At 45.9% G+C, this 13,782-nt stretch carries 5 protein-coding genes; all 5 read left to right on the forward strand.

The features are described 5' to 3' along the window. Positions 1–1,032 precede the first annotated feature (1,032 nt). The 5 genes from BQ5453_RS09315 to BQ5453_RS09335 all read left to right on the forward strand — a co-directional run bounded on the left by BQ5453_RS09315 (position 1,033) and on the right by BQ5453_RS09335 (position 13,762). Positions 1,033–4,083, forward strand: a complete 3,051-nt coding sequence (locus BQ5453_RS09315) for a fasciclin domain-containing protein (RefSeq protein ID WP_071123010.1) — start codon at positions 1,033–1,035, stop codon at positions 4,081–4,083. Between the two features lie 11 nt (positions 4,084–4,094). Next, complete coding sequence (locus tag BQ5453_RS09320) at positions 4,095–7,568, forward strand: SusC/RagA family TonB-linked outer membrane protein (protein WP_071123011.1); 3,474 nt, start codon at positions 4,095–4,097, stop codon at positions 7,566–7,568. A gap of 91 nt (positions 7,569–7,659) precedes the next feature. Continuing rightward, entirely contained in the window at positions 7,660–9,618 is a 1,959-nt protein-coding gene (locus BQ5453_RS09325; protein WP_071123012.1) for a RagB/SusD family nutrient uptake outer membrane protein, read from the forward strand. 8 nt (positions 9,619–9,626) lie between these two features. Continuing rightward, positions 9,627–11,843, forward strand: coding sequence for a fasciclin domain-containing protein (locus BQ5453_RS09330; protein ID WP_071123013.1), 2,217 nt, complete (start codon positions 9,627–9,629; stop codon positions 11,841–11,843). A 26-nt stretch (positions 11,844–11,869) separates the two neighbouring features. Next, complete coding sequence (locus tag BQ5453_RS09335) at positions 11,870–13,762, forward strand: hypothetical protein (protein ID WP_071123014.1); 1,893 nt, start codon at positions 11,870–11,872, stop codon at positions 13,760–13,762. Positions 13,763–13,782: the final 20 nt, after the last annotated feature.

The raw sequence follows: 13,782 nt of genomic DNA on the forward strand, positions 1-13,782 counted from the left end.
ATATTCAATACATTATGCCTCAAAAGTGTAGAGTGTAGACAAAATTGCAATTTAAGTAAATAGGGGGTAGATATATACGGTACTTAACTTTCGGATTTAATAAGTGCGGGCTGAAAGCCCAATGGAGCACTCAGCCCAGGGCAAGCGAAGCGACACCCTGGGTATCGCGTGTTAGAACAGTCGCGCCCTGTAAGGGCAAAAGCTTTAAGCCTTTATTTTGTTATTCTTACTTGATAGCTGAATTAGCGGTCTTAAAGTGGAACATCGTATGTATATCTTTCAATACCTGCGCCATGTCTTAAAGCTTTTGCCCTTTCAGGGCGCGACTGCTCCAACACGCGATACCCAGGGTGTCGCTTCGCTTGCCCTGGGCTGGGTGCTCCATTGGGCTTTCAGCCCGCACTTTCTAAATCCGAAAGTTGAGTAAGGTGCGTGATTGTCTGCACTGGTCGATGTGCGCATTTTAATGCGTGCGCAAATAGTCGAAAATATCTTCTTCAAGACTTGGCGGTATCTCCCCGCTTCAAAAGTGTGTGATTTTGTGACGCGCAATGTGTATGGGCATTTACGCCGTTGCTGTTAAAAAATAGTGAGAATGATAACACTCGTTAGGCTATTTGGTATAGTTTTTTGACGTTCTGTGTGGTTATTTGTAATGCTGGGTTCTATTTTGCAAAATCAAAAGCCCGTGCCCTTTAACACTTGTGACAAAACGTATTACTAATAAATCTTAATTTCTAAAATAATGTTGCTCGGTGCTTGTGTGACCCATAGAAAAACTATTAAATTTGCAGTCAATTCACTAAGTGAGCATTGTCGAAAACAGCGTGCCTAATCTTTGAGCTTGTAAGGCAGTGTGAGCAAAATGCTGAGTTGTAACATGTCGAATAGTTAATAAGTCGGTGTGTATCAACTTGATGGCATTCAGAAAACAGTTATCCAGGGGCCATCTTCCCTGACCATTATATCAGAAAACAAACAAAATAAAATAATTAATCCAATTCAAAGCGTATGAAAAACCGTTTTTGCAGAATGGGTAAGCAGTTGCTTGGCGTAGCTTGCTTGCTTTCTACCTGCGGTGTGACGTACTCGTGCTCCGACGATTATGATCTGGACGAAACAAAGCCCAGCTTCTTAGGTCAGAGTATATATGACGAGTTGAACGCCCGCGGTAACTTCAAAACTGTAATTAGGTTGATTGATGATCTGGGTTATAAGGACGTGATGCAAAAAACAGGTAGTAAAACCCTGTTTGTGGCAAACGATGAGTCTTATAATCAGTTCTTCTCAAGTAACAGTTGGGGCGTAAATAGCTACGACCAATTGTCTACTAACCAAAAGCGTTTGCTCCTGAATGGTTCAATGCTTAACAATGCTTATGTTGTCGAGATGTTGAGCACTATTCAGGGACCAGTTAAAAACCTTTGTCTCCGTCAGCTCTCTGCGTTGTCGGCTACTGACTCTGTGCCCTTCTTCAAGGCTGAGGACTTACCTCACAACTTGAACAAGCCGACGAGTGAAACACCCGACAAGCGTTTTTGGGACCGTTACACCAATCCGGGCTATCCTGGCAAGGGTATTTATATGGCATTGGACAAAACCACGCCTATGATGACTCACTTCCTCCAGGCTCAGATGAATGAAAAGAATATCACACCAAGCGATATCTCTTTCATTCTTAACTTGGATGGTACTGACAAGGCATGGAATGATAGCAAGAACCGCAGCTTCGTTTACGATGCCGAAATTACTACACCTGACGTAACTTGCTTGAACGGTTATTTTCATGTGCTCGACAAGGTGCTTGTAACTCCGGGCAACATGGCTGAGGAAATTCGTAAAAATCCTGACACGAAGCTCTTCAGCGCCATGCTCGACCGCTTTAGCGCACCTTATTATGATGCTACTTTGACTGAGGAGTACAAAGCGCTGCACAGCATTCAGGCAGACTCTGTATTCCAAAAGTTGTATATAGCTCAGCGTGGCCAGCAGGGTTCTTTGGCTAAGGATCCCGATGGCGAAGATTTGGGTAGCTCAGTGTCTCGTCTTTCATACGATCCGGGATGGAATGCCTATTCTGTAGACAACTCTACCAAGGAGCAGGATATGGCTGCCATGTTCGTGCCTAGCGATGAGGCTATGCGCAAGTACTTCCTCGAAGGTACTGGCCGCTCTTTGATTGAAAACTACGCACCCAATAGCGATCACTCAAACTTGCTCGAGGACCTTTATCAGATTCCGCAAAACATTATGGTCAAGTTGATCAACAACTTGATGAAGGAATCTTTCAACTCTACAGTGCCCAGCAAGTATCTTTCTGTAATGAATACTGCACAGGACCAAATGTTCTCGCAGTATCCTGATGTGAAGGACTATAAGGCTGCTATCGAAAAGGTGCTCGTGGCTAACAACGGTGTGGTTTATGTAATGAAGGACATGATTACACCGCCTGACTTTGCATCTGTTTCAGGTCCGGTGCTCTTTGACCAGGGTACCCGCGTAATGAATACAGCCATTCACGCTGACGACGGACATATTACGTCTGATTATGCTAACGCTCCGCTGCGTAAGTTCTACAGCACTTATTTGCTCGCCATGCAGTCTAACTTCTCATTGTTTGTGCCGGTTGACGAAGGATTGGCCAACACTGGTTATGCTGACCCCGTGAGCTTTGCTGCTGGCAATGTGACGTCGTACAGATATTGGTCGTTGACACCATCTAATGTGACGGCCAAGGGCAAGGTTGTACCTGTCGTAGCAAAGGGTTATCGTTATGAGCGCGATGCGCAGATGAGTGCAAAGACTGACAGACCGCTCGGTACTTCAACTTCAAGTGCTGCAAATGATAATGTAGGCTCTGGCTTTGGTGCTACCAAGGCGCAGATTCTTTGTGACATGGTGGACCAGCACATTGTTGTACATGGTTCGGGCAATGGTGCTGAAAGCATCGAACCTAACCAAAGCTATTACTTGTCACGTAGTGGCGCTCCCGTTGTGGTAGTAACACACTCCAACAAGTCTGATGGCACAGGCATGGTAGTTGAAGGTGGTTTCCAACGTGATGTGAACAACGATAGATACCCCAACAACAACTTCTCATGCAGTGTAATAAAGGGATTTGATCAGTCACGCGCTTCTATTGGTTATGGTAACGGTCACACTTACTTCCTCGACCGTCCTATGCAGCCTACTATCAACAATGTATTCACAGTGTTGAAGGATTTGGCTGAAAAGGACGCTGAGTATAGCAAGTTCTTCGAACTTTGCTCTTCGTTTGAATATGGTATGAACGAAGATGAGTTGAAGGCCGCTTTCTTTGAGAATGCTGGTTTGACTGACAACCAGTGGACTACAGAGAAGCAGAAGTATGCCATCTTTGCCATGAATGGTAGCGGTGTGGGAGCACGTCTGACTGCTGTCAACACCAGTTTGGTACGTTTCTTCAACAACTATCGTTATACTATCTTCGTGCCGACAAACGATGCTATTACTCAAGCTGAAAGTCTTGGCTTGCCTACCCTTGAATCTATCAAGGCGTATGTAAAGGATAACTACACCGATAATAATAAGACTTGGAAGGAAGGCACTCAGGATAAGGCAAAGGCAATGATTACTTGCTTGGTTGACTTCTTGAAGTATCACTTCTGCGACCAATCTTATTTTGTTGATGGTTACAGCGACAATGGTTACAACTTCAGCCAGTCTGCATGTAGCGATAGCAAGACTAATACATTTATTCCTGTTGCAGTACGTCATAAAGTTGGCGGACTCCAAGTATTTGATGCCCGCTCAATGACTAATAATGCTGGCGTGAATACTGGTGCTGTAATTGAAGGCAACGCTCAGGCAATTAATGTATCAACCGAGGAGGGCGCACACAACTTGTTCGCTCGCGACTATGAATTGAATGACGAAGCTACCAAAGCACGTAGCATTAAATCGTCTTCTTATGCTGTTTTGCATGGTTTGAAAGGTCAAGATTTCTTACTTTTTAAGACGCTGACAGGTGGTCGCTTTGACAAGGATTGGGCTACTCCTGCTGCGGCAAGAGCATTTGTTAAGAAGTTCGGACTCAAGAAATAAATACCAATATTATGAATAACATAAAGTTCCTATTAACGCTGGTCTTGTGCTTCTTTTGTGCTTTAGCCGCTAACGCACAGAAGCGCATCTCGGGTCGTGTGTGGAGTAAAGCCGACGGCCCCATTGTAATGGCGTACGTAGTTGAGCAGGACAAAAATAACCGTAACGTTACCGCAGCGCAAACTGATGCCAATGGTAACTTCTCTATGGTTGTAAAGAATCCGGCCAACCGTCTGCGCGTTTCTTACATTGGCTACCAGACGAAGATTCTTCCTATTGGTGCCAATGCGCGATTTAACATCGAACTCATTGATAAGAATACGTTCAAATCTGCCGAGGTTACCACAACGCGTAAAACACGCTCTAATGGTCTCGTCATTCCTGAACGCGAAATTTCTACCGCTCAGCAAACGCTTGATATGGACCAGATGGCTGGCCTCTCGTTCGAGACAGCTGCCGACGCCCTTCAAGGTGAGATTGCCGGTCTTGACATTGTGTCAAACTCTGGTAACCTCGGTTCGGGTTCAAGCATGCGTCTGCGTGGTGTAACTTCTATCAATGGTAACCAAAACCCCTTGATTGTTGTCGATGGCTATATCCTTGAGGATTATGACAACAGTTCTCTCGAACTCGACAATATGGACAACCAAGAGCAGTTTGCCACACTCTTGCAGGTGGCTCCTGAGGATATTGCAAGCATCAAGGTGCTGAAAGATGCCTCGGCTACTGCTATTTGGGGTGCTCGTGGTTCGAATGGTGTAATCGAAATCACCACACGTCGTGGTGCTCGTGGTAAAACCAAAGTAAACTTCAACTATCGTTTCTCTGGTTCATGGCAGCCTTCAGGCATGAAAATGCTCAATGGTGACGGCTATACCATGATGTTGAAGGAGGCTTACCACAACCCCCGTATGCTTACCGAGGAGCAGTCAAGTATTGCCGAAATCATGTACTTGACAAGCCACCCGTCTTATTATGGTAACTATAATAAGAACACCGATTGGGTTAAGGAGGTTACACAGTTTGGTCAGACTCATCAATATGGTGTGTCTGTATCAGGTGGTGGTGAAAAGGCCGTATTCCGTGTGTCTGGTACTTACGACCACGAAACGGGTACCATCATCAAGCAGTCTCTTAACCGTTTGACTACGTTGATGAACTTGGACTACTGGGTTTCTGACCGTATCAAGTTCTCTTCAACTTTCTCTTTGACTTATACAAAGAATAATAAGAACTATGATAGCGGCATCTTGGGACGTGCATATAAGGCCATGCCTAATATGTCTATCAACCGCTACGAATATCGCGAAACTGCTGATGGCGTGGGTGAATACTTCGACACTGGCGAATATTTCATCATGCCGCCGCGTGCCTCTTCTTCTGGCTTGGTAGGTGCTAATAGCGGTCGTACTTCTTATTATCTTAACGACATGATCACCAATGGTAACCCCGTGGCCATTGCCAATTTGGCTTGGCAGCACGAGTCTACCTATACCATCAAACCGCAGTTCAACATCGAGTACAAGTTGTTGGGCAAGAGCGATGATGAAACGGAACTCAACTACCGTGGTGATGTTTACATGAACGCTTACACTTATTCTTCTCAGTCTTACTATCCTGGTTCGCTCACTTCTGATACTTGGAGCGATGGTATTTACAAGACAAGTAATGGTGAGAACAAGAACCTTGAGTTCACAACCCGTCACCAGTTGACTTTCCACCCGCACTTTGCAAATACTGACCACCAGTTGCAGGTTCTCGGCCGTTTCGAAATTACTTCGACTAACAGCACTTCGCAGAGCCACTCAACTACTGGTGTGACTGGTGGTATCACCGACCCGACCGTAAATGGTTACCTCACTGGTTCAAGCTCGGGCACTGGCAAGAGCCACCGTGCAGCCGGTACTGGTTCTATCCACTACGCTTTCGGTTCTAAGTACATCTTCGACTTCACGCTTCGTGCCGATGGTAGCACACGCTTTGGTTCGGGCAACAAGTGGGGCTTCTTCCCTGGTGTGTCTGGTCGTTGGAACATTTCTGACGAAAAGTTCTTCAAGCCTCTGCGCGGTGTCATCAGCATGTTGGCATTCTCTCCAGGTTGGGGTATGACTGGTCTTGCTCCAGGTAGCGAGGGCTTGATGTACAACAAGTACAACCGTAGCGGTGTATCATACAATGGTACGCAGGTAATGTATCCTGAAAACTTGAAGCTTACCGAAATCCGTTGGGAGAAGACTAAGTCGTGGAACATTGGTGTGGACTTGAACCTCTTTGAGGACCTTATCAGGTTCAACTTGAATGTGTACAACAAAAAGACTTCTGACTTGTTGAACTCTAACGTGCGTATCCCTTCTACTACCGGTTTCGCAAGATTGGCTTGGGCCAACGTCGGCGATATGGAGAACAAGGGTTGGGAACTTTATGTTTCAACGCGCGACCTCTTCAAGGTGGGTAAGTTCAGCATGAACTTCCGTGCCAATATCTCTCAGAACTTGAACACTATCACCAATATGGACGCTTCGGTGTTGGCTTCGTACAACACTGATATCCAATACTATAATGGTGAGGTGCTCAGCCGTGTGCAGATTGGTAATGCTTTGGGTGGTATCTATGGTTTCAAGTTCAAGGGCGTTTATGCTTACGACTACGACCACAATGGTTACTTCCAGCCCATCAATGGCCAGGAGAACCCGAAGAACAACTGGACTGACGAATATGGTAACCCGAACACGGCTGCCGGCAACATTCGTCCCGACTTGTGGGTAAGCGACAAGAGCTCTGCACGTCCTGAATTGGCCAAGTCTACACCTATCGTGTTCGACGCCAATGGCAATGTAGTTTACGACAAGAACGGTAACCCGCTCCCCATGTACTTTAACTATGGTGGCAAGAACTACCAGTTTGATGGTGGTGATGCTATCTACGAGGATATCAACCATGATGGTAATATCGACGAACTCGATATTGTATACTTGGGTACTTCTAATCCTAAGCTCAATGGTGGTTTCGGTGTGAACTTTAAGTATGGACGTTGGGAATTGAAGACTTCTTTCAACTTCCGTATGGGTAACAAGATCATCAACCTTGCTCGCTTGAATGCCGAAAGCATGACAAGCAACATGAACCAGTGTGCTTCGGTTAACCACCGCTGGCGCAAGAATGGTCAGTACACCACAATTCCTCACGCCATGAGTGCGAATGTTAAGACCACTTACAACTCATTGGTGAGCGACCGTTATGTAGAACCCGGCGACTTCCTCCGCTTCCAGTACTTCCAGCTTTCTTATAGCGTGGCTCCTGAAAAGTTGAAGAAGATCGGTTTGAACACATTGCGTATCAGTGCTTCAGGTAATAACTTGATTTTCTGGACTAAGTATTCAGGCGTTGACCCTGAACACTCTGCAGGCGGTTATTCTCCTTGTACTGACTCTTCGCAGACTCCGCGTTCTCGTTCATTCACATTTAGTTTGAACTTTGGTTTCTAAAAAGTGTATGGATAGTGAAGGCTTCTTGCCATAATGCCTCAGGCATGGCAGGCAGTGCTTCACTATCCACCACCGAAACAAATTCATTATCATGAATAGTAAGAAAATATATACAAAACTCCTGCTTGCTGGCAGCTTGATCCTCATGGGCGGCGCAATGACTTCGTGCGACGACTATCTGACATTGCTCCCAACTGACCAGTTGCCTGAAGAGAACTTCTGGCAGGATAAGTCTGACCTTGATGGTGTGCGTGCTGGTGCATACAGTCAGTTGGCTAAGGCATCTCAGACTGAGAAAATATTGCAATGGGGTGAGTTGCGTTCAGACAATTTGTCTTTGAACAATGTGTCGAACACAGCTGTCGACAACTTGCAGAATGCTGTGTTGCAGCCGAGTGAGGGCATGTTCGATTGGTCTGGCTTCTACACAGGCATTAACTATTGCAACCTCGTATTGGAAAAGGGTTTGGACATGACCGTTCCTGGCAAGGAGGTTGACCCCAGCTTTACGCGTGCCGACTACCGCTCATACCGTGCTGAAATGTTGGCTTTGCGTTCACTCTATTACTTCTACTTGGTAAGGTCGTTCCGCGATGTGCCTTATGTCACGAAGTCTGTACGTACCGATGCCGAGGCAAGAGCAAGCAAGTCTGCTGCCGTGCCTGGTGTGGCTATCTTGGGTGAGTGCATCGACTCGCTCGAGGCTAACGTTAATTATGCAGCAAAGAACCTCGGTTCGGACGCTGACAACTGTGGCCGCTTTACAAAGAAGGGTATCAAGGCGCTGCTTGCTGATATGTGTCTGTGGCGTGCTTGCATGCTCAAGGATTATGTGAGCAAGGAAAACACAGCACAAATCAATATGGACGACATTGCCGTTAAAGATGAGAATGGCAATGTAACTGGTTATACCACAAAGGATGGCAAGACTATAAATAACGCTTTGTGTAATGACTTGGCCAAGGCTTACTTGGAAAAGGCTAAAAACTATTCACAAGAAGTTATCGACCTCTTGTATGAAAAGTATTGGGAAGAGTTGCAGAAGAATTTGACTTCGGCCACTGCCGAGCAGAAGACGCAACCTTATCCCTTGTACTTGAACGAGCGCAAGATTACCAATGGTATAATAGATAATTCTTACTCGAACAATTTCGGCTCGCAAAATTCGCTCGAAAGTGTTTTCGAACTGCAGTATGATGGTACTACCATGACCAATGGTACTGTCAATAACTATTTGTCTACCTATTCAAACAACACCTTTACCCCGGGTACTATGGTGTTGTCTAACAACTTGCTCTCTTCTGTTACATCGGTTGATCCCGAAATTGGTTTTGGTAAGTCAGACCTCCGTTTGTTGGAGACTTGCTATTATCCTTACACAGGAACAGAAAAGCCTGTTTCAAAGTTCGTAACCCAGAACTTCTCGATAACAAGCACTGAGGATATGTCGCAGCTCAACTCATTCTCGAATATCTCTGGTCGTACAACTTCTTCTAACAATGCACACTGGCCTGTTTATCGCCTTACAGATGTGATGCTGATTAAGGCAGAGGCTATTGCACGTTTGGGCTTGATGTCTGGTTCTATCAGTGAGGCAGACTTGAAGGAGGGTTACAAGTTGATTAATGAGATATTCAAGCGTAACAACCCTGCTTTGGTTACACCTGCTGAAGCGCAGGCTGATGCCAACAAGCTGTCAAACAATTTGTACAGCGATCGTTTGAATGAGAACTACAATGTGACTGGCAAATCTGCTACCACGCTTCTGTCTAATGTATACCGTGAGCGCCAGCGTGAATTCGTTGCTGAAGGCAAGCGTTGGTACGACATCGTGCGTCAGGCTGAATTCTCGTATGTAGCCAACCAAAAGAGCACTTCTTCGGCTCTGGCGTTCGGTAGCTTCAAGCAGCAGGTTACTAACCGTTTGTCAAAACTCTACAGCCTCTACAATCCGATTTACAGTGAGGAACTCAAGGTGAACGGTAAGGGACAGGCTGATGGTGGCAAGCTTGTGCAGAACCCGATTTGGGATCGTTACACTAAAAAATAAGTACTACTATGAATACTTATATGTTTAATAGTCGTCGTTTGGTGGCTTGCATCTCGTTGCTGGCGCTCCTTGTCGCTCCCTTCACTTTTGTAGGGTGTAAGGAGGAGATCAGTGCTGATGCCTATGCCATCAAAACGAAGAAGACACTGGACGATTATTTGTCTGAACGTCCTGACCTGTCGAGCATTCGCGCCATATTTGCTGATGCAAAGTTGGGCGTTTCTGACAATGCGTCTTCTATAGAAAGTGTACTGTCTGCACGTGGTAACTACACCGTGTTTGCGCCCAATAATGATGCCGTAGCAAAGTATGTGTCTTTGCTTACTAATGGTGAGAGCAGCGATTACAATGTGCTGACTCATGAGCAAAAGACAGCTGTCGCTTTGAACTGTATCATCGATAATGGTTCAAACTCGGCATACGAGTTGGCAGACTTTCCAAGCGATGGTATGTTTGCCACGACTAACTTGCGTGAGCGTCGTATCTCTTGCAAGCAGTTGACCTCAGGCGAATATCAGCTTAATGATACCGCAACGGTTATTGAGTCAAACTTGGAGGCTTCAAATGGTATGCTTCACTTGATTAACAATGTGATCGTGCCTTCTGACAAGTCTGTAGTCAATCTGATCTCTGCCGCTCCCAATATGCGTATTATCAGCAAGTTGCTCGAAGTTACTGGCTATGCCGACCAACTCGGACTGCAAACCAAAGAGGAAGAGGCTTATGAAAAGGAGCACCTCTCTCATGCTGGTGAAAAGCGCACACTCGAAAATGCGGGTAGCGACTATACTTACCAAAGCAAGAGATTGATTGGTTATACCGCTTTTGTCGAAACCGACGACGTGTTTGCTTCAGATTGGGGCATAACAAAGCCCGATAACAACAATCCCGAACAGGTTGACGAGAACGGCTGTATTACCGATGCTTTCTGGAACAGCACAATACTTCCGCAGCTCAAGGCTAAGTGTGAGGCCATTTATGGCACGGCTGATGCTGATGATCTCAAGAAGGAGGGCAATGCCTTGAACAAGTTCATGGCTTATCACCTGCTTGATGGTAAAATTGTGCTTGAGGACCGTTCTGCCGTACACCATTGGAACGAGTACGACTACGAGTGTGGTGAGAGCTACACTGTAAAGTCTTCGACAAAATATATGGTTGATGTGTGGGATTACTATACCACAAAATCTGGCGCATTGCTCAAAATTACCCAAACTCCGGGTAAGGGCAAGGGCGACAATATTGGCGAGCCCAAGTATTATATCAACCGTGTGTGCAAGTACAACACGTTGTGGGACGGTTCACCTATCCTTGGCGACTATCAGGAAATCGATGGTAGCGTGCGTACAGGTGAGGGCTTGAACGTGGCACCCAGCAACAAGAACCGTGTCGAAAGCAACGGAAAGGAAACCATTTATGAAAACGATGGTGCCAATGGCTATTATTTCCCCATCGACCACGTGCTTGTAAATGGCAATGCAACGAAGGACGCTCTGAGCTCAGAGCGTATGCGTATCGACTTCACCACATTCTTCCCCGAGATTCTTTCAAATGACATCAGAGGTTCAAAGCCTGCTTTCTTCCCGAGAGGATATTTCTCAGGCATTACAAACGAAAGCGTTGGTACCGAACTCTTCTATTTGCAAGAAGGCTTCTGCGGTAAGGGTATGGACTGGAGAGACTATCAAGGCGATGAGTTCATTGCAACGGGCTTGTACGACTTGACAATTAAGTTGCCCCGTGTGCCTAAAGATGGTATGTACGAATTGCGTTTGGCAAGTTCAAACAACAACCTCCGTGGTATGGTGCAAATCTATTTGGGTGAATCGCCTAACATCATGAATCCTGTTGGCCTTCCAATCGACCAGCGTGAAACGGTTGACATGATTCCCGGTAAACCATGGGTTGATGACAAAGAGTCAGACTACGACGAGCAAACTTGTCGCGAGAATGACCGCAACTTGCGTAACCAAGGTTACATGAAGGCACCGCAGTACTTCCACGCAGGTGGTAAGAGCAAAGCAACGCCGGCACGTAATATCGGTGGTTCGAGCTGCGCTTTGCGCCGTATTTTGACCACGGACTATTTCAAGGCCAACCAAACTTACTATCTGCGTTTCAAGTCAGCCATACCTGACTATTCAAAGTCGCAGTTGTTCCTCGATTACATAGAGTTCGTACCTTCAAGCGTATACAATGGCTCTGAGCCTGAGGACGTTTGGTAACGCATAACACCACAACAATTCCTATCATGAAACTAAATAAAGTAAAAAAGGTCATGGGCGGCACGTTGGGAGCAGCATTGCTCCTGGCTTTCCCCGCATGTTCAGATGACCATTACGATATCTTGACGGGTGCCGAAGGTTCAAACAAAACTATTTGGCAGAACATCGAGAGTCACCCTGAGGAGTTAGACTCACTTGGTATGATCCTTAAGCAGGTCAGAGTCTACACCAAGGAGGAAGACACCAAGCGTACAATGACCTATGCCGAATTGCTCAATCAGGCACAGTCGTTCACGTTCTGGGCTCCCCGCAACGGTACATACAATGCCAAGCAGTATCTTGACCAGATTGAAGAGATCAAAGCATTGCGTGAGGCTGGTCAGACAGAAAAGGCCGACCGTATGGAGTATAACATCGGTTTGCAGTTCGCACAAAACCACATGGCCCGCTTCAACTATGAGGCTGAACAGTCACAGCAGAACGTGCGCCTTTTCAATGGCAAGTTGTGCTCATACAATGCAGGCGAGGGCGTATTCAATGCTGTAAAGCTTGATGCCACTATGCCTACTATCCCGTCGTCAAATGGTATGTTGCATGTACTCGACGGCAAGGCAGCCTTCGCTTACAACATCTATGACTACATGGGTGACAACGAGGACATCTTTCAGAATGTATATGGCACACTGACAGATCCTGAAATCAACAAACGCACATTCAACGAAGGTGCCAGCACTCCTGGTGGCATGGGCGAGGACGGCAAGATGATCTATGTAGACTCGGTGTTCTATTACAACAACGAGTTGCTCAACTCTTGCGGTGCGCAGATCAAGAATGAGGATAGCTTGTATGTAGCGGTTATTCCTACCGATGCAGCTTGGACTGTGGCAGAAGAGAAAACGAAAAAGCTTTTCAACTACAGCACTTACTACAAGTACAACTACAATCCTGTAAACGATGATGTGGACAAGGCATTTACTGCCGAAAAAACATTCTCAAAGGAAGATCGTGACTCATTGGTTGATTATAACACCAAGCGCACGATTATTACGAGCATGTACTTCTCACCCTCAATCTTTGCACAGTCATTTGTAGAACAGTACAAGAAAAAGGACCGCGAAGAGGCCAAGGAAATGATTGCCAATTATGCCATGTACGCCGACTCGTTGATTTCGACAAACAACAGTACGTTCTACAACCCCGTCAAGGGCCAGTTGAACCCGCTCTTCGGCGATGGTCACTATGTTAAGGCATCAAATGGTGTTATATTCCCCATCACTGAGTATAAGGCCGATCCTGCCAACACCATCATGCAGAAAAGCTCTATCGACATGCTTTACGACTCAAATGTCGGTTTCTATTCAGTATCAGGTAGCATGGGTAAGGGCACTTACACCTACTTGGTAGAGGGTGATAACTGGAATAAGGATATTGACATCTCATCACTTGAAACAAAGGGCTATCGCTACTTCTCTGTACCTTCCCGTCAGACAAGTGCAATGAAGGTGTTCATCCCGCTTCAATCGCTCATGAGTGGCAAGTACCGCATTCGCATCTTGCTCCTACCAAACCGCGTGGACCTCAACCACCGTTACTTGGTAGAAGACAAGGAAACTGGTGAGCAAAAGGAAATCATGCAAAATACCAAGTTCTTTGCTGCCGTTTACGATGACGAAGGTAATCAAATCGGTGAGCAAAGCCCTGATATAACTGTCGATGATAATGAGGTTAAGACATACACTTTGTTCGAGTCAATCGAAATACCCAAGTGCTATTACAACTTGCCTTCAGGTGTCAACAAGTGCTACCCGCTGTTGAAGCTCGAAATTCCTGGCAAGTTAAAGCCTTATCGTCCTTATCTTAAAACGCAGCCTTCAGGTTTGAGCGTCGTCAAAATATTTGTTGAACCCGTTGGTGAATAAGCATCAAGTTTTAAGCATTT

This window comes from Prevotellamassilia timonensis, from assembly GCF_900106785.1.
Classification (GTDB): domain Bacteria; phylum Bacteroidota; class Bacteroidia; order Bacteroidales; family Bacteroidaceae; genus Alloprevotella; species Alloprevotella timonensis.

What these genes read in the sequence shown, in the direction of transcription:
- BQ5453_RS09315 (WP_071123010.1), top strand. Translation starts at nt 1,033, where the DNA reads ATGGGTAAGCAGTTGCTTGGCGTAGCTTGCTTGCTTTCTACCTGCGGT.
- BQ5453_RS09320 (WP_071123011.1), top strand. Translation starts at nt 4,095, where the DNA reads ATGAATAACATAAAGTTCCTATTAACGCTGGTCTTGTGCTTCTTTTGT.
- BQ5453_RS09325 (WP_071123012.1), top strand. Translation starts at nt 7,660, where the DNA reads ATGAATAGTAAGAAAATATATACAAAACTCCTGCTTGCTGGCAGCTTG.
- BQ5453_RS09335 (WP_071123014.1), top strand. Translation starts at nt 11,870, where the DNA reads ATGAAACTAAATAAAGTAAAAAAGGTCATGGGCGGCACGTTGGGAGCA.
- BQ5453_RS09330 (WP_071123013.1), top strand. Translation starts at nt 9,627, where the DNA reads ATGAATACTTATATGTTTAATAGTCGTCGTTTGGTGGCTTGCATCTCG.